At 36.8% G+C, this 17,227-nt stretch carries 14 protein-coding genes; 11 read left to right on the top strand and 3 right to left on the bottom strand.

From position 1 onward, the window contains the following. The first annotated feature begins 1 nt into the window (after position 1). From AQF98_RS02995 to AQF98_RS02975, 5 genes are read left to right on the top strand one after another with little or no spacing between them, the layout of a single operon-like run. Positions 2 to 1,051, top strand: a complete 1,050-nt coding sequence (locus AQF98_RS02995; protein WP_055130425.1) for an efflux RND transporter periplasmic adaptor subunit — start codon at positions 2 to 4, stop codon at positions 1,049 to 1,051. Between the two features lie 60 nt (positions 1,052 to 1,111). Beyond that, positions 1,112 to 4,174: an efflux RND transporter permease subunit gene (locus AQF98_RS02990; protein ID WP_055130424.1), complete on the top strand. Its 3,063-nt coding sequence runs from the start codon at positions 1,112 to 1,114 to the stop codon at positions 4,172 to 4,174. Between the two features lie 59 nt (positions 4,175 to 4,233). Next, complete coding sequence (gene lpxK / locus AQF98_RS02985) at positions 4,234 to 5,286, top strand: tetraacyldisaccharide 4'-kinase (protein WP_055130423.1); 1,053 nt, start codon at positions 4,234 to 4,236, stop codon at positions 5,284 to 5,286. Next, complete coding sequence (locus AQF98_RS02980; protein WP_055130422.1) at positions 5,258 to 6,073, top strand: purine-nucleoside phosphorylase; 816 nt, start codon at positions 5,258 to 5,260, stop codon at positions 6,071 to 6,073. Before lpxK ends, AQF98_RS02980 begins: the two co-directional genes overlap by 29 nt. Further along, a complete protein-coding gene (locus AQF98_RS02975; RefSeq protein WP_055130421.1) occupies positions 6,073 to 8,100 on the top strand; it encodes a putative porin in 2,028 nt (675 codons plus the stop codon). The genes AQF98_RS02980 and AQF98_RS02975 overlap by 1 nt, the downstream gene beginning before the upstream one ends. 51 nt (positions 8,101 to 8,151) lie before the next feature. Here AQF98_RS02975 and AQF98_RS02970 read toward each other — a convergent pair whose 3' ends face one another. Next, positions 8,152 to 9,414 carry a hypothetical protein gene (locus tag AQF98_RS02970; protein WP_055130420.1) on the bottom strand — a complete coding sequence of 421 codons (1,263 nt, stop codon included), beginning with the start codon at positions 9,412 to 9,414 and terminating at the stop codon, positions 8,152 to 8,154. A gap of 174 nt (positions 9,415 to 9,588) precedes the next feature. On the opposite strand from AQF98_RS02970, the gene AQF98_RS02965 reads away from it, so the two are divergent. Both AQF98_RS02965 and AQF98_RS02960 read left to right on the top strand, forming a co-directional pair. Continuing rightward, entirely contained in the window at positions 9,589 to 10,050 is a 462-nt protein-coding gene (locus AQF98_RS02965; RefSeq protein WP_055130419.1) for a peptidylprolyl isomerase, read from the top strand. Positions 10,051 to 10,120: 70 nt separating this feature from the next. Next, positions 10,121 to 10,669 carry a DUF5606 domain-containing protein gene (locus tag AQF98_RS02960; protein ID WP_055130418.1) on the top strand — a complete coding sequence of 183 codons (549 nt, stop codon included), beginning with the start codon at positions 10,121 to 10,123 and terminating at the stop codon, positions 10,667 to 10,669. Positions 10,670 to 10,921: 252 nt separating this feature from the next. On the opposite strand, the gene rlmH is transcribed toward AQF98_RS02960, so the two are convergent. After that, positions 10,922 to 11,395, bottom strand: a complete 474-nt coding sequence (gene rlmH, locus AQF98_RS02955) for a 23S rRNA (pseudouridine(1915)-N(3))-methyltransferase RlmH (protein WP_055130417.1) — start codon at positions 11,393 to 11,395, stop codon at positions 10,922 to 10,924. 53 nt (positions 11,396 to 11,448) lie between these two features. On the opposite strand from rlmH, the gene AQF98_RS02950 reads away from it, so the two are divergent. The 4 genes from AQF98_RS02950 to AQF98_RS02935 all read left to right on the top strand — a co-directional run bounded on the left by AQF98_RS02950 (position 11,449) and on the right by AQF98_RS02935 (position 15,434). Next, positions 11,449 to 13,263, top strand: coding sequence for a DNA mismatch repair protein MutS (locus AQF98_RS02950; protein ID WP_055130416.1), 1,815 nt, complete (start codon positions 11,449 to 11,451; stop codon positions 13,261 to 13,263). Positions 13,264 to 13,343: 80 nt separating this feature from the next. Next, a complete protein-coding gene (locus AQF98_RS02945) occupies positions 13,344 to 14,681 on the top strand; it encodes a GH1 family beta-glucosidase (RefSeq protein WP_055130415.1) in 1,338 nt (445 codons plus the stop codon). Between the two features lie 103 nt (positions 14,682 to 14,784). Further along, on the top strand, positions 14,785 to 15,009 hold the full coding sequence (locus AQF98_RS02940; RefSeq protein ID WP_055130414.1) for a putative signal transducing protein: 225 nt from the start codon (positions 14,785 to 14,787) through the stop codon (positions 15,007 to 15,009). 2 nt (positions 15,010 to 15,011) lie between these two features. After that, the gene (locus AQF98_RS02935) at positions 15,012 to 15,434 is read left to right on the top strand and encodes a DUF2007 domain-containing protein (RefSeq protein WP_055130413.1); all 423 of its coding nucleotides are present in this window, start codon (positions 15,012 to 15,014) and stop codon (positions 15,432 to 15,434) included. A 53-nt stretch (positions 15,435 to 15,487) separates the two neighbouring features. On the opposite strand, the gene AQF98_RS02930 is transcribed toward AQF98_RS02935, so the two are convergent. Further along, positions 15,488 to 17,146 carry a hypothetical protein gene (locus tag AQF98_RS02930; RefSeq protein ID WP_055130412.1) on the bottom strand — a complete coding sequence of 553 codons (1,659 nt, stop codon included), beginning with the start codon at positions 17,144 to 17,146 and terminating at the stop codon, positions 15,488 to 15,490. Between the last annotated feature and the right edge of the window lie 81 nt (positions 17,147 to 17,227).

The following is a 17,227-nucleotide window of genomic DNA, read 5'->3' as shown; positions in this document are numbered from 1 at the left end:
CATGAAGAAAATAGCTTACTCAACATTAGTACTGGCCACTTTATTTTTAGGGGCATGTAATCGCCATCAAAAAGATCAGGATACCATTGTTAACCAAGATATCATTCCTGTTAAAATTTTACCTTTAAAAGTAGAGGATGTCAATCATTCCATTGCTGTAGCTGGACAATTTACCACTAACGATGAAACCTTATTATCGTTCAAAAATGGCGGTATCATTAATAAAATTTACGTCAAAGAAGGAGATCAGATCCAACAGGGCCAATTGTTGGCTTCAGTAAACAGAACGGAAATCACAGCACAAGTTGAGCAGGTAACTTTGGCCTATCAAAAAGCAGAGCGAGATTACAATAGGGCTACTAAATTGTACAAAGACAGTGTAGCTACTTTAGAGCAGATGCAAAATGCAAAAACGGCTTTTCAGGTGGCAAAGGAACAATTAGATGCTGCCAAGTTTAACCAGAACTATGCAGAAATTAGAGCAACCAGTAGTGGTTATGTGCTGAGAAAACTGGCAAACGATGGTCAGATTGTTGGTCCGGGAACTCCTGTGCTACAGATCAATGGCGCCAAACAAAATAAGTGGGTATTGAAAGTAGGCTTAAGCGATAAACAATGGGCAACATTGAAGATCAATGATCGGGCAACCATCACTACCGATGCACTGCCAAACCAAAACTTATTGGCCAAAATAACCCGCAAATCAGAAGGGATAGACCCACAAAGTGGAACATTTGCTGTGGAACTTACACTCGATCAACCTAAAACACAAGGTTTGGCCACAGGGCTTTTTGGTAAAGCCATCATTATCCCTACCAAAAGTAGCAGCGGTTATACCATTCCTTACGACGCCTTATTAGATGGTGGAGAAAATGAAGGTTTTGTTTTTATCACCAATGACAATCAAACTGCTCAAAAAGTTAAGGTGCAGCTTGGCGCTATTCAAAATGATAAAATCAGCATTACTGGTGGGCTAGAAAATGCAACTGCCTTAATTGTTTCGGGAAGTGCCTATTTAACAGATGGCTCTAAAATCAGGATTTTAAAGTAAGATAAAGCGTATACTTCTTTATCACTAACTCACATTTCATTACCACTCAAATCTAATTCAATGAAGATTTCTGAATATGCTGTAAAAAATTACCAGTTTACCTTAATCATGGTGCTCATGGTTTTAGCGCTTGGTATCACTACAATTTTCAATATGCCACGTGCTGAAGATCCAGACATGAATGCACCCAACTTTCCGGTGGTGGTGGTTTATCCTGGGGCAAGTCCTAAGGATATGGAAGAGCTCGTTGTAAAACCGCTAGAGAAACGAATATATGGTTTAGATAATATCAAATCCATTAAAACCACCATTAGAGATGGTCTGGCTGTTATTTTCATCGAATATAAATACAACGTTAATGTTGATGACAAATACCAAGAGCTGGTTAGGGAAGTAAATAGCGAAAGGGCAAACCTACCTCAGGAAATTTATAGCATGGAAGTGCAGAAAATTTCACCATCAGATGTAAATGTGTTACAAATTGCTTTGATTTCTGAAAACGCATCGAGAGATAAATTAAAGAGCAAAGCTGAGGATTTACAAGATGCTTTAGAAAAGATTCCAGCACTTAAAAATGTAGAAATTGTGGGCTTGCCCGATCAATTGGTTAGGGTTGATCTAAATCTGGAGAAATTGGCCCAACTCCATATCCCAATTACTTTTATTGCCAGTGCCATTCAAAGCGAGGTGGCAAATATTCCGGGTGGAAGTGTAAATGCAGGAAGTAAATCTTTCAATATTAAAACAAGTGGCAATTACCAAGACATCGATGAAATTAAAAATACCATTGTATTTAGCGGTAATGGTAAGAATACAGCCTTAAAAGATGTGGCCAATGTTTATTTTGACTATTCGCAAGAGAAAGACATTACTCGTTTAAATGGACACCGGTGCGTATTTGTAGTCGCAGCCCAAAAATCTGGTGGCAATATTACCAAAGCACAAGAAGCTTATCTGCCGGTGATCAATAATTTTAAGAAAACCCTGCCCAATAACATCGATCAGCAATTGATGTTTGATCAGGCCGAGAATGTAAACACACGTTTGGGTGGATTGGGGACCGACTTTTTAATTGCAATTTTATTGGTAATGGTTACCCTTTTGCCATTGGGTACAAGAGCATCATTGGTGGTAATGGTTTCTATTCCGCTTTCTCTGGCCATTGGTATTGTTTTGATCAACGCTTTGGGCTTTAGCTTAAATCAGCTTAGTATTGTTGGTTTAGTGCTCTCTTTAGGTTTGCTGGTTGATGATAGTATTGTAGTGGTAGAAAATATAGAAAGGTGGATGCGAGAAGGGCACAGCCGATTAGACGCTACCCTTAAAGCAACCAAACAAATCGGCATGGCCGTAATCGGTTGTACTGCAACCCTTGTTATTGCTTTTATGCCATTGATGTTTATGCCAGAAGCTTCTGGCGAATTCATCAGAAGTTTGCCTATTGCGGTAATCTGCTCTGTTTTTGCTTCTATGTTAGTGGCTTTAACGGTAGTTCCATTTCTATCCAGCAAAATCTTAAGACCGCATAGCGATGTAAATGGGAATATCTTTTTAAGAACTTTGCAGAAAATTATCCATGGTTCTTATGCCAAATTATTAGATAAGGCTTTGGCAAAACCTGTACTCACTATTTTTATTGCCATAGGGATTTTTGCAGGCTCCGTAGCATTAATTCCAGTTATTGGTGTCAGCTTATTTCCAGCCTCAGAAAAACCACAGTTTTTGATCAATATTTCGACCCCATTACAATCAAATCTAAAATATACAGATAGCGTAACCCGACAGATTGAGCAGGAGTTGAAAAAAATACCAGAAGTGAAATATTTTGCAGCCAATGTGGGTAAAGGTAATCCTAGAATTTATTACAATGTACTGCCGCAAAATGAAAGAACCGATTTTGCAGAGTTGTTTGTATTGTTACAGCCTGAGGTAAGAGCCGACCGAAAAGTGGAGATTATTGAGCAATTGCGCAAAAAGTGGACACCTTATCCGGGCGCAAAAGTAGAGGTAAAAGACTTTGAGCAGGGACAACCGATCATCTCTCCAGTTGAGGTGCGTTTATTGGGTGATAATCTGGATACCCTTAGAAATTTGGCAGGTAAAATAGAAAACATGCTCCTGAAAACCAAAGGGACAATCTACGTCAACAACCCACTTAAAAACTTAAAATCCGATATTAAGGTCGATATCAATAAAGAAAAGGCACAAGCTCTAGGAATACCTACCGTAAATATAGATCGAACCGTAAGAATGGCTGTAGCTGGTCTTGAGGTAGGTAAATTTATCAATCCCAAATCTACTGGTGATGACTATAATATTTTGCTAACCACCAACCGACCATCTTATCCAGACCTTAGTGTTTTCGATAACTTATACATTAACAATAGTCAGGGATTATCAGTACCCTTATTGCAAGTAGCTTCCTTAAAATTAGAAACCTCGCCATTAAGTATCAACCACCATAACAAAACCAGAACCATATCTGTAAATGCTTTTGTGCAAAAGGGCTTTTTAAACGATAAGGTGATTAAGGATGTAGTAAATCAGATGGATAAATTCAAGTTGCCTGCCGGGTATCATTATGAAATGGGTGGAGAGATAGAAAGCAGGAACCAGTCTTTTGGTGGTTTTGGCAGCATTCTTTTAGTTACCTTATTTATGTTTATTGCAGTGTTGGTGTTAGAGTTTAAGACCTTTAAAAGTACGTTAATCGTATTATCGGTAATCCCATTGGGTATTGTTGGTGCAGTTTTGGCTTTGCTGGTAACCGGCAATTCACTTTCTTTCGTGGCTACTATTGGTATTGTGGCTTTGGCAGGTATTGAAGTTAAGAATACCATTTTATTGGTCGATTTTACCAACCAATTGCGTGCAGAAGGCAAACCACTAAACGATGCCATAGAAGAGGCCGGAGAAATTAGATTCTTGCCTATTATATTAACCACTTTTACGGCTATAGGAGGCTTGTTGCCAATTGCATTGTCTAGTAACCCATTAATTTCGCCATTGGCTATAGTAATGATCGGTGGATTGATTAGTTCTACCTTATTGTCGAGGATTGTTACACCTGTTGTTTATAAACTGATGCCACCAAAAGTAGAAGTTCAATTAGAAGAGCAGTAGAAAGGAATGGGGCAGACATGGCTTTTAAATTAAAATAATCCTTATTTTTGAAGTCTAACATGTTTACATACTTACGCCTCTTATTGTTGCCCTTCTCTTTAATCTATGGTTTAATTATCCTGGTTAGGAATAAACTATATGATTGGAAGGTATTCAAATCAACAGCGTTTGATTTGCCAGTAATCTGTGTGGGTAATTTGGTAGTTGGTGGTTCTGGTAAAACACCTACTACCGAATACTTGGTTAGGCTTTTGTCTAACTACAAGGTGGCAATTTTAAGTCGTGGTTATGGTCGTAAAACCAAGGGATTTGTATTGGCAGACGAAAAGGCAACAGCAGCAACCATTGGCGATGAGCCCATGCAGTATTATAAAAAATTCCCAAAAATTACCGTTGCAGTATGTGAAGACAGGGTGAAGGGAATCAATTTGCTCAAAGCAAATCACGATGTGATTTTATTGGATGATGCCTATCAACATAGAGCTGTAAAAGCTGGTTTTACCGTTCTGCTTTTTGAATTTGCCAAGCTTAAAAATTTTCAATTTTTATTGCCGGCAGGTAATTTGAGAGAACCGTTTTCAAACTACAACAGAACAAATGCGGTATTGATTACTAAGAGCCCTAGTCCAGTAAACATTGTAGACCAGATTGAAATTAGACGTAAGATCGATTTAACCTTAGACCAAAGACTTTCTTTTTCTTCCATCAAATATGGCGAGCTTATCCATTTGTTTACGAATGAAACAAAAGTAAATATTGGTAATAACGAAATATTTTTATTGACCGGTATTGCCAATCCAAAGCCCTTAGTTGAATATTTAAGCCAGTTTTCTTCTAATATCCATAGCTTTGAGCACCCAGATCATCATGATTTTACGGTGCAAGATATCAAAGTGCTCATCAAAGCGTTTAATGAGCATCCTGCCAAAGAAAAAATTATAATTACAACAGAAAAGGATAGCCAGCGTTTATTAGGTGATAATTTAAAAGATTTACTGTTAAATTTGCCGATATTCTATTTGCCAATAGAAATTGAATTGGCAACGAAAGATAAAATTACCTTTGATCAAAATATATTAGACTATGTTGCAAACACTAAGAGAATCGGTTGAATACCTTAAACATAAAATAGGTGATTTTGAACCAGAAGTAGGCATTGTATTAGGTACTGGCCTAGGTGGTTTGGTAAAAGATATCAAAGTGTCTCATAGCATTATGTATTCTAGCATCCCAAATTTCCCGATCTCTACCTTAGAATTTCATTCTGGGAAATTGATCTTTGGAGAGCTCGAAGGCAAAAAGGTAGTAGCCATGCAGGGTAGGTTGCATTATTACGAGGGTTATTCAATGCAACAGATTACTTTCCCAATTCGGGTTTTAAAAGCACTGGGTATTAAACATCTGTTTGTTTCAAATGCTGCGGGCTCTTTAAATTCTGAATTTAAAAAAGGTGATCTCATGATCATTAATGATCATATCAACTTGCAGCCAGAGAGTCCACTTCGTGGGATTAACGATTCAGACTTAGGTCCTCGTTTTCCGGATATGAGCAGACCGTACCACCATGGCTTAATTGCTGAAGGATTAAAAATTGCAAAGGCAGAAAATATTACCTGTCACCAAGGCGTTTATGTTTCGGTAACAGGGCCGAATTTAGAAACTAAAGCAGAATATAAGTATTTAAGGGTTATTGGCGGTGATGCGGTAGGGATGAGTACAGTTCCGGAAGTAATTGTAGCCAACCACATGGGCTTGCCAGTTTTCGCCATTTCTGTATTAACAGATGAAGGATTTCCAGAAGACTTACAACCTTTCAATTTGGAAGAGATTTTAGAAACTGCTGCGCATGCCGAGCCCAAAATGACCCATATCCTTAGCAAGCTTATCTCGACGTTATAATGCGAAAAATAATAAAATTCATTCTTTTTTGTGGTTTATCCCTTGGCCTAAGCAATGCTTTCGGACAGGATTTAAGAACAAATATCAATGCCAATAAAAAAGAACAGGATTCTTTAAGGAAAACGTTAGATGCTGAAAAGGACTCGCTGGTGTATACGTCTAAATTTATTCGGTTCACAACGCTTAAACTTACTAAAGATAGTACACAGACATTCCCTATTGATACGAGCTTAGTTGGCATCCAAAACTTTAGTGTGCTTCATCAGCCCCGCAGACCAACCGTTGGAACAGGGGTAATGGGTTTGGCAGCTATGCCTTTGTTATTTGAGCCGAGCAAAACCATTGGTTTTGATGCAGGTTTTCATGCACTGGATTTTTATATGCTTAACCAAGACGACGTTAGATTTTACAGAGCCAGATCTCCTTTTTCGAGTATATATTATGTAAACGCAGGAGAGAAAGAACAGGTTTTAAAATTGATCCATACCCAAAATATCAAAAAGAACTGGAATTTTGGTGCAAATTACAATAGAATCGGTGCAAATGGCTTTTACACACACCAAAGGGGCGATGATTTAAATGCGTCGATTTTTACATGGTACGAATCTCCAAGTAAAAGATATAATTTATGGGCAGATGCCGTTTTTAATACCCTAAAGGCACAAGAAAATGGATCGACTGTAAATGAGAATATATTCGGTACAGATTATGTTGCGCTTGTTGATAAAATGGCAGAACCTGTGCGTTTAACTAGTGCCAAACAATTATGGAGAAAGAACTCTTTTTTATTGAAACAAAGTTATTTTGTAGGTAGAATAGATACTACAGGCGTAAACACCACCCAGAGTATTTTACCAACTAATAAAATTACCCATACGTTAACTTACACCAAAAGTCAATATTCTTTTAAAAAGGATGAAGTTGATAATTATAATGTTTTTCCTCAAAAACTTCCTGGTAGCGAAAAGCCGGTAGACCTAGTGTTTACCAACGACTCAACGAATGTGAAGCATTTGCAGAATGAGTTTATTTATAGTTTTTTCTTAAGAGCTAAAGGCAATTCGATTATTAAAAATGAGTTGAAAATTGATGCAGGAATTCGTCATGATTTTTATCAGTTTGCACAATATGGAATTTCAAGAGACAAAAGTTTTTTCTACAGCCGTACCTCAGCTTTTCAAAATATTACATTATTGGGATCGTTGGGTTATCGCTTTAGCAACCGGATTGACTTAAACCTGGACGTTCAACAAATCTTTCAGGGAAATAATACCGGCGATTTTTTATATGAAGCGAAGAGTAATATTTTGTTAAGCAATAAAGCAGGTAGAATTGCTTTAGGTGCATACATTCAAAACAAATCTCCAGAAGAAATTTATATGCGGTATTTTGGAAATTATTTTGATTGGGATAAGCGTAAAGACTTTGATCGAACCAAAACAGCTAACTTATCATTTAACTATCTCAATGATTTTCTGCAATTGGATGCATCCTTAAATTATTATTTGATTACCGGTTATCTTTATTTTAAACAGGTTGGAACAACAAATAGTATTACCCCAGCGCAACAAGGTGGAGATATCAACTTATTGAAACTAAGCGTAGGTAAAAAATTCACTTTCAGGGGTATTCACTTAGATGCTTATGTGGTTTACCAAAAAACGGATAATGCAGATGTACTGAGAACACCAGAAATATATACTTTTAATAGCGTTTATAAAGATTGGACACTGTTTAAAGTGTTAAAAACACAAATAGGATTTGATGTAAGGTACAATACTTCTTATAAATCTGCAGGTTACTCGCCAGCAGTAAGCCAATTTTATAATACCGAAGGTGGACATGTATTTAGTTCTAAACCAGTGGTGGATGTTTGGTTGAAAGCAGGATTAAGAAGAGCAAACCTGTTTCTTAAATACGATTACGCAAATCAGGGCTTGTTTAGCAAAGGCTATTATACCATAGACAGGTACCCTATGCCAGATCGCCTATTGAAGTTAGGCCTTACTTGGAACTTCTATGATTAATTTATAGGGACTGTTTTAGCAACCACTAACTAAAAACTGCAAACTGAAAAACTAGGTCTTCTGCGGTTTTTTCTTAGCAGCTGGAAATAATACATTATTCAAGATCAATCGGTAACCTGGCGAGTTTGGATGCAAGCTTAAATCAGTAGGGGGGTCGCTCACTTGGTGTTGATAATCTTCTGGATCATGACCGCCATAAAAAGTAAATTGTCCTTTTCCTATTTCTCCGTGTAGGTAGCGTACTTCGCCACCACCTTTGTTTTCTCCTAAAACAGTAATATTGGGTTTAACCAAACTCTTTCTAAATGCTGTAGTTTGACCCATAAAACCTTTAATTACCTTGTCGTGGTCTTGAGTAAGCATGGTAGGTACCAGATCCCACTTGGCAGAGAAATCAAACAACGTAAAATAATCATTTTCTGCTCTAAATTGTCGGGTCTGGGTTACATCAATATCAGAAAACTCATAGCGTTCAGGATTCATATCAATTTTAAAATCTTTAAAGGCTAATGTTTTTTCGTAATCAAGTTTCGATTGTGCATTTGCATCTGTTCCGTCGCCATCAAACATGCTTTCTGCAATGTCAATCCCTTCGGCAGCAAGGGCGATATCAAAACTGTCGGTACCTGAGCACATGGCAAATAAAAAGCCACCACCTGCACAAAATTCTTTAATTCGTTTAGCTACGGCAAGTTTCATCTCACTTACCTTTTTAAAGCCATTTCGCTTAGCGGCATCCTCTTGGTACTTCACATCATCGCGGTACCACGTAGAAGTCCTGAAAGAGGCCCAAAAGCGCCCATATTGCCCTGTAAAATCTTCATGGTGCAGGTGCAGCCAGTCGTATCCAGATAGTTTCTCTTTGAGTACCTCGTCATCATAAATCAGATCGTAAGGAATTTCAGCATAAGTCAATACCAAGGTTACCGCATCATCCCATGGAAGTTTGCTTTTTGGCGAGTAAACTGCAATTTTCGGTGTTTTTTCCAGTTTTACCATTTCCATGTTTACATCTGGATTATTGATCTCGTTTAAAATGGCGGTTACTTTTCCATCAGGTAACACTTCGTAAGAAACGCCCCTGATTTTACATTCATCTTCCACTTTTTTGGCATATTTGATCAAAAAACTCCCGCCACGATAGTTGAGCAGCCAATCTACTTCTCCTTCTTGCTTAATGCTCCAATAGGCAATGCCATAAGCCTTTAAATGATTTTTCTGTCCTTCATCCATAAAAATGAGAATCGACGAGGCTTTTGCAAGCGAAGACAATAAGATGAACAGTAATAAAAAGCTATATTTTTTCAGAATCATGATGAATTACCTAATGCGAATGTAAATTTTTTACTGTCTATTTTAAAATTATTGTGCTCTTAAAACGTTAAAATACAATATTTGATACAGATTTAAATTTCTTAACAGTATTTATACAGTAATCGCATTGCTAATCGTTTCTATTTACTAAATTTGGCCCTCACAAAAAATACTATGAGTAAAGCAATAATTAAAACCGATAAAGGTAACATGACAGTTGAGTTTTATGAAAATGATGCTCCAAAGGCTGTTGCCAATTTTAAAAAATTAGCTGGTGAAGGCTTTTATGATGGTGTAACTTTTCACCGTGTAATTCCTAACTTTATGGTTCAAGGCGGTTGCCCTAATTCTAAAGACCCGGCAAAAGCGCATATGGCAGGTACAGGTGGCCCAGGTTATAAAATTGATTGTGAATTGGATGGAGAGAACCAATATCATGATCGTGGTGTTTTATCTATGGCACATGCTGGTAGAAATACTGGTGGTTCACAATTTTTTATCTGCCATAGCAGAGCCAACACCGCACATTTAGATCGTAACCATACTTGCTTTGGCAAGGTTATTGAGAATGTTGATCTTGTTGACGACATTAGACAAGGGGATAAGATCTTAACAATAGAAGTTTTAGAAGATTAATTAAAGTATTGGGTACTAGGTATTGAAATACAAACAATACACACTACACATTACGCCATACAAACAACATATGAATTTAAGAGGAATTGTAGCCGTATCAGGCAGACCAGGACTATTTAAGCTAGTTGGCCAAAATAAAGCTGGTTATGTTTTAGAAAGTTTAGATGCGCAAAAATTAAAGATTGTAGCTAGCGTTTCAACTACCAAGTTAGCTTCTCTAGAAGATATTACAATCTACGGAGAAGACGAAGAATTAAAGTTAATTAATGTTTTAGCCAATATTGACCAGGCTAAGGCAAATATTCCAGATTCAAAAGCTGACGGTGGTACCTTGAAAAAATTCTTTCTTGAAGTAGCTGCTGGTCATGATCAAGAAAAGGTTTACACCTCTGATATGAAGAAAATCTTGAACTGGTATCAGATCTTGAAAGATTTGCCTTTATTTACTGAGGCAGCCCCAGGCGAACAAGAAGAACAAGCTGGAGTTAAAGTAGAAGATAAAGTAGATGTAAAGCCAAAAGCGGCTCCAAAAGCTAAACCTTCAAATGCAAAGGCTCCAACAGCTAAAACGTCTGCGCCAGCAAAAAAGGCAAACATGACAAGTAAAAAAGGCGTTTAATACACCTGATTATAAAAAAAAACATCAGCTCTATTGGGCTGATGTTTTTTTATGTCCTAATTTTTAGCCTATTAGTTAATCAGATACCATAAAACCATTAATACAATTAAGGTTACGATAATCGCAATATTCATGTATTTTCTTTCTTTAGAGGTATCGGTTCTAAACCTATACTTTCTTTTATAATCACTTGGTAACATAGTTTTGATCTTTTATAAATGATGAAAAATAGGACGTAATTCCATAAATCGACTAAGCATGATGATAAGGCTCGTTCTTTAAAATGCTAAATGCCCGATAGAGTTGTTCTACAAAAAATAGTCTCACCATTTGATGGGAGAATGTCATGTCTGAAAGTGAAAGACTGGTATTAGCCCTGTTGTAAATACTTTCGTCAAAACCATATGGCCCACCAATAATAAACACCAAATGCTGTACACTTCCAATCATTTGTTTATTTAAATAAGCTGAAAAAGATACAGAGCTATGCTTTTTGCCCTTTTCATCTAGCAAAATTACAACATCTGTAGGGTTGATTTGTTTGGCAATTAACTCGGCCTCTTTTGTTTTCTGTTGGGCTTCAGTTAGGTTTTTGGTGTTTTTAATATCAGGAATAATCTGAAGGCTAAAGTTAATATAATGCTTTAAACGGTTCAGGTATTTGTCTATTCCTTCAATTAAATATTTGTCTTCTGTTTTGCCTACAGCTATGAGTGTTATTTTCATCCCTTTATCATGGTGGTATTTTCTATCTTTATACCCTCAAGACTTCAAATATAATGTTAAAAACCCAAGAAGAAATCAAAACCAAGTACGAACTTTTAGTTAAAGACATTACAGCCGAAATAGCACAGGTTAAAATCAAGATCGATAAATTTTCATTTATCCGGGTAGCATTGTTAATTGCCGAAATCTTGGTGTTTATCGTTTTTGTAAAAACTGAAAATGAGCTGGCCACTTTGATAGTGGGTACTTGTTTTATTATTCCTATTGCCGTTTTTGTAATGGTAGTAAAAAAGCAAAATCTATTGCAAAAAACCGAAACCTACCTTAGACATTTATTATGGGTATACAAAAATGAGGTCAACCTTATCAATGATGAGGAAAATGGTTATGATCATGGTGTAGCTTTTGAAGATGAAAACCATCCTTATTTAGCCGATCTGGATATTTTTGGTAGCTCATCGTTATTTGCATTGATCAATAGATGTAGTACCAAAAATGGGGTAGACCATTTATCCAAAAATTTGATTGAGCCCAATACCAAAGTAGAAATATTGGCCAGACAAGAGGCGGTACAAGAAATAACCACTCATATTGATAGTACTTATGGGTTTCGGGCAAATTTAAAGGGCCACGATGTAAGTAAGATCGAACAGATCAAAGAAAAGTTAAGAGGAAAACTGGCCGATCAGCTCCTATTTACACACCAAAATTTTTTAAGAACATATGTTAAAGTTTTACCAACCCTGATCAGTATTTTGTTTCTGGCTGCAGTTATTTTTGGTGGTAAATTATGGGGTGTTATTGCTTTAGTGGCGTTGTTAAATGCATCGATTATATTTTTCTTGACCAAGAAAATAGATAAGGTATATTATGGCTTTAGTGGCAATTCGGCATTGCTAAGTGATTACGCTACAGCCATCAAATGGACAGAAGATACCAATTGGCAAAGTGCTTACCTACAAGGTTTATTCGAGTCGAAAGACAAGGTGAGCGAAGAGATCAAAAAGCTTTCAAAGATCATTCAGGCATTTGATGCGAGATTAAATATTCTGTTGAGTGCAGTTTTAAATTTTTTCTTGTTATGGGATTTGAAATGTTGTATTAAACTAGACATCTGGCATCAGTTGGCTTCAAAAAAAGTAGAGAATGGTCTGGATAGAATTGGCAGGTTCGAAGAATTGATTTCTTTAGCTACCTTAAACTACAACCATCCCAATTGGAGCTTTCCAAAAATTGAAGATCAATTTTGCTTAGTTAGTCTAGAGATGGGGCACCCATTAATTAAACAGCAACATCGGGTGGCCAATGATTTCCACTTTGCACAAACGCCAACAGTTGATATCATTACAGGTTCTAACATGGCGGGTAAAAGTACTTTTTTAAGAACATTAGGTATCAATATGGTATTGGCCTATGCTGGGGCACCAGTTTGTGCAAATCAAATGAACCTATCAATCTTTAAAATCCTTACTTATATGCGGATTAAGGATTCGCTAAATGAAAGCACTTCTACTTTTAAGGCAGAATTAAATAGGTTAAAGATGATTCTGGCCAATGTGGCACTCCATCAAAATTCCTTTGTACTGATAGATGAGATGTTAAGAGGCACAAACAGCAAGGATAAGTTTTTGGGTTCAAAGGTATTTATCGAAAAACTCATTGATATAGGTACGCCGACTTTATTTGCCACACACGATCTTCAATTGTCGGAACTGAAAGAAATTCATCCAGATACCGTTCGTAATTATCATTTTGATATTCAGATAGATGGAGGTGAAATGAATTTTGATTATAAAATTAAATTAGGCCCTTGTACCACCTTTAATGCTGCTATCCTGTTAAAAGAAATCGGTTTGTCTGTTGATTAAATGTTTCGACAATGTAAATGATATTGCAAGCTTAACATAAAGTTCATACCTCTTTTTCATTTTGGGAACTAAAATTTAAAATGAAAGCTGCAGATTTTGGCGCCGATTTTTTGTGGGGAGTTGCAACAGCAGCTGCACAAATAGAAGGTGCAGCAACTACACATGGTAAAGGGCCCTCCATCTGGGATACTTTCGCCAAAAGAACAGGAAAAGTTAAAAAGGGCCATCATCCAGAAATTGCCTGCAACTTTTATCAACAATATAAAGATGATATTGCCCTAGTAAAAATCTTAGGGTTTAAGGTATTCCGTTTTTCTATTTCATGGTCACGCATTTTACCATTGGGCAAAGGATTGGTGAATGAAGAAGGCATCAACTTTTACCATAACGTAATTGACGAGTGTCTAGCCAATGAAATTATTCCGTATGTTACCTTGTATCATTGGGACCTGCCAGAAGCATTGGCCAAAAATGGAGGGTGGACATCTTATAGTGTCAATGCTGATTTTAATGAGTTTGTAATGTTGTGTGCCAAAACCTATGGCAATAAGGTTAAAAATTGGATTGTAATTAACGAACCATTTGGCTTTACCTCATTAGGTTATATGCTAGGTGTGCATGCACCCGGCGAAACGGGACTAACCAACTTTTTTGCTGCCGTACAACATGCTACCATTGCACAAGCAGATGGAGGCCGTATTTTAAGGTCGGAAGTTAGCCATGCGAATATTGGAACCACATTTTCTTGTTCAGAGATTATCCCATATACACAAAATGCGGCCGATTTATTGGCGGCCAAACGCGTAGATTGTTTAATGAATCGTTTATTTATTGAGCCGGCGCTGGGTATGGGTTTCCCAACTGCAGATTGGGATGTATTGGAGAAATTTACAGTAAGTCATTCTGCTTGGCGACATAAAGAAAGAATGACCTTCGATTTTGATTTTATTGGTCTGCAAAATTATTTTCCATTGGTTATTAAATTCAATGCTTTCATTCCAGTAATCCAAGCATGGGAAGTAAAAGCAAAAAACAGAAAAAAAGCACACACGGCCATGGGCTGGGAGATTAATGCAGATAGTTTTTACAATATCATTAAACAATTTGCGGCCTATCCGAATATTAAAAACTTGATGATCACAGAAAATGGAGCGGCTTTTAACGACAAGCTGATTGATAATTATGTGCAAGACAATGAACGGATTGATTATTTCTCTTCTTACCTTAAGGCGATGCTTAAGGCCAAAAACGAAGGCGTAAATATTACAGGTTACATGGCCTGGACCTTAATGGATAACTTTGAGTGGGCAGAAGGGTACCAAGCTCGTTTTGGTTTGGTTCACACCGATTTTAAGACCCAGCAACGCACCATTAAAGACTCTGGTTATTGGTGGAAGAGCTTTTTGGAACAAGAGTAAAATTGCTGCCGTGGGCGTCCTCGCCAACAGGTTATATGAACAGCTATCACAACTTTCAAATTTGTAAAGGAGTGAAGATAAATTAAAACCTTAACTTTGTGGTATGGAAGACAAAATCATCGTTTATAAAACTTACGAAAATCCAATAGAAGCCAATATCATCATGACAAGACTGAAAGATGCAGGTTTCGATTGTTTTCTTTCTGGAGAGAATACGGCTGGATTAAGACCACTCTTAGATTCTTCGATCAGTGGAATTCAATTGCATGTTTTTGAGAATGAAGTAGGGGCTATTGATCAACTTTTAGCTGAGGACGTAGATCTATAGCTATGGAAGATAAGATCATCGTTTACAGTACCTATTACAACCCAATTGAAGCCAATATTGTGAAAGCTAGATTGGAGGATAGCGATATTCCCTGCTTTTTAACCGACGAGAATGTAGCCACAATTAACCCCTTGTATAACCAAGCAATTGGAGGAGTGAAACTCAATGTTTTTGAAAGAGATGTTGAACGAATTAATGTATTACTTGCAGAGCATGAATTTGAGGTTGAGCCTGAACTTACCGATGATGTTGATGCAAATAAAGTTTTATGCGAAAATTGTGGCTCTGATAATGTAAGCTATGGCCAGGCTACCAAAAAAAGATTTAGTTGGTGGGTAACTGTTTTGTCTATTTTCTTCATCGTTTATCCCTTTAAAGCGAATAAGTGTTACCATTGTTATAACTGTGGTCACGAGTTTAAATAAAGAAATCCTGCCTAAATTAAGTTAGTGCAGGATTTTTTATAATATAGCTTGTTTTATTTTATGGTCAGGTCTATTTTGTTAGCCACAATAAAGTCGCGATCCTTGGTCTTTAAAAACTCCTCTAATACAGTCTGTTTATCTACATCGAGCTTTATATTCAAGAAGTCTTTATTGTTGATGGTGATTTTTACCTGCTTATTCAAATCGAACATATCTGGAGAAATGTATAACCTGATGCTTTTTACCCTCGATGTTTCGATGTTGATCTGATTGCCATCTATGGTAGCCTTAATAGCTCCCGACTTATTTTTGTTAAAATCTACTAAACCGGTTTTTCCATTTTGAGTAAGTGTTGGATTTAATGTAGTATGCCAACCCGCTTTCTCTGCAAGTGTATCTAATTGTGCAATCTCTATCCATGCATTGCGGCCATTTTTTACATTGTCTGTTTCCCATTCAATCTTTTTAGGAAAAGGATTCCGAGTTTTAGTGGCAAGCATATCGAAAATAAAATTGATAGAGTCTTTACTTGCGAAAGGTAAACCATGGTTTCCTTTTTTGCTAAAGTTCTGCCAGTTTGCACCATTCGCTATAGCAAGATCATAAATGCCTTTTACCATAGTTAAAGGAAATATTGAGTCTTCAGTGCCACTAACACCTATAAAAGGAGTGTTGTTTTTGAGGTTGCTGATTGGCGTATTTGAGCCATAGACCTTGGGCAGATAATTCAAGCCGAAAAAACCAGCAAATGAAGAGGGTTGGTTTATGGCAAACCAAAATGCACCACTCCCTCCATTAGAGTGTCCACCAATATAAACTTTATTGTCATTAATGTTATACAACGACTTCACATAGGTAATTTCCTTTAAAATGGTTTCAAATGCGAGCTGTTGGTAAAGCCAACCAAAATCCTTTTTGCCAAAGGGATAAATGATAAAGGCATTTTGCTCAATAGCTTTATCCATGATTTTAATTTCTGCCTGACCAATAACGTATTGTGGAGGAACAAAGCCGGGGCGATTGACAACTCCACCATGAAGGTAGACGTACAATGGATTTTTTTGCTTTGGGTGATAACCTTTAGGAATGTGCACCAGAAAAGGTACGGTTAATGCATCATTTACTTTGATCTGATATAAGGTCCAAAAATCATCTTTTTTAGTAGTTGGATAACTGTTGTACTGTTTAATTTTGCTAATTAATTGGCTACTGGTACTTTTTGAGGCCAATTCTTTCCAATATTGATGATCCAATAGTAAAGAACTATTCACTCGATTTGTAGTATCCGTAATCTGGGCGATTATTTTAGCATGTGCAGCCAGTAAAGAATCAGACTTGAATTTAAAAACACTCATGTATTTTTTCCACTCGGGTAGGTCGTGTAGGCAAAAACCTGCACTGTCCAATTCATATTTTTTATAGTCAGGTACTTCATAACCAATCTCGGCAGAGTACTTAAGGTAGTATTTAACCCTTTCCATATTGTTAACGTGACAAGCTGCTACTGCTGCATAATAAGTATCAATATTGTTTGTGCCACGATTTGGGTTTGCATGATAAGATTCATAAAAATCAAAAGCTTTTTTATAATCTTTTTTCTCATAATAAACCCTAGCTGAATCTAATAAGTCGACTTTTTTTTCTTGAGCAAAAAGGTAGGCTGAAAGTGACGATTGTAGAATGATTGCAAAAATAAGGACTGCTCTTTTCATAAAACTAAAGTTTAAAGAATGGGATGTTTAACCTGAAGATTCAGATTGAGTACAAAGAAAGAAGAGTTAGATTACAGAGAA

It is taken from the genome of Pedobacter sp. Hv1 (assembly GCF_001412215.1).
GTDB lineage: Bacteria > Bacteroidota > Bacteroidia > Sphingobacteriales > Sphingobacteriaceae > Pedobacter.
This window is presented reverse-complemented; position numbering and strand designations above follow the sequence as displayed.

What these genes read in the sequence shown, in the direction of transcription:
- AQF98_RS02995 (WP_055130425.1), top strand. Translation starts at nt 2, where the DNA reads ATGAAGAAAATAGCTTACTCAACATTAGTACTGGCCACTTTATTTTTA.
- AQF98_RS02990 (WP_055130424.1), top strand. Translation starts at nt 1,112, where the DNA reads ATGAAGATTTCTGAATATGCTGTAAAAAATTACCAGTTTACCTTAATC.
- lpxK (WP_055130423.1), top strand. Translation starts at nt 4,234, where the DNA reads ATGTTTACATACTTACGCCTCTTATTGTTGCCCTTCTCTTTAATCTAT.
- AQF98_RS02980 (WP_055130422.1), top strand. Translation starts at nt 5,258, where the DNA reads ATGTTGCAAACACTAAGAGAATCGGTTGAATACCTTAAACATAAAATA.
- AQF98_RS02975 (WP_055130421.1), top strand. Translation starts at nt 6,073, where the DNA reads ATGCGAAAAATAATAAAATTCATTCTTTTTTGTGGTTTATCCCTTGGC.
- AQF98_RS02970 (WP_055130420.1), bottom strand. Translation starts at nt 9,414, where the DNA reads ATGATTCTGAAAAAATATAGCTTTTTATTACTGTTCATCTTATTGTCT.
- AQF98_RS02965 (WP_055130419.1), top strand. Translation starts at nt 9,589, where the DNA reads ATGAGTAAAGCAATAATTAAAACCGATAAAGGTAACATGACAGTTGAG.
- AQF98_RS02960 (WP_055130418.1), top strand. Translation starts at nt 10,121, where the DNA reads ATGAATTTAAGAGGAATTGTAGCCGTATCAGGCAGACCAGGACTATTT.
- rlmH (WP_055130417.1), bottom strand. Translation starts at nt 11,395, where the DNA reads ATGAAAATAACACTCATAGCTGTAGGCAAAACAGAAGACAAATATTTA.
- AQF98_RS02950 (WP_055130416.1), top strand. Translation starts at nt 11,449, where the DNA reads ATGTTAAAAACCCAAGAAGAAATCAAAACCAAGTACGAACTTTTAGTT.
- AQF98_RS02945 (WP_055130415.1), top strand. Translation starts at nt 13,344, where the DNA reads ATGAAAGCTGCAGATTTTGGCGCCGATTTTTTGTGGGGAGTTGCAACA.
- AQF98_RS02940 (WP_055130414.1), top strand. Translation starts at nt 14,785, where the DNA reads ATGGAAGACAAAATCATCGTTTATAAAACTTACGAAAATCCAATAGAA.
- AQF98_RS02935 (WP_055130413.1), top strand. Translation starts at nt 15,012, where the DNA reads ATGGAAGATAAGATCATCGTTTACAGTACCTATTACAACCCAATTGAA.
- AQF98_RS02930 (WP_055130412.1), bottom strand. Translation starts at nt 17,146, where the DNA reads ATGAAAAGAGCAGTCCTTATTTTTGCAATCATTCTACAATCGTCACTT.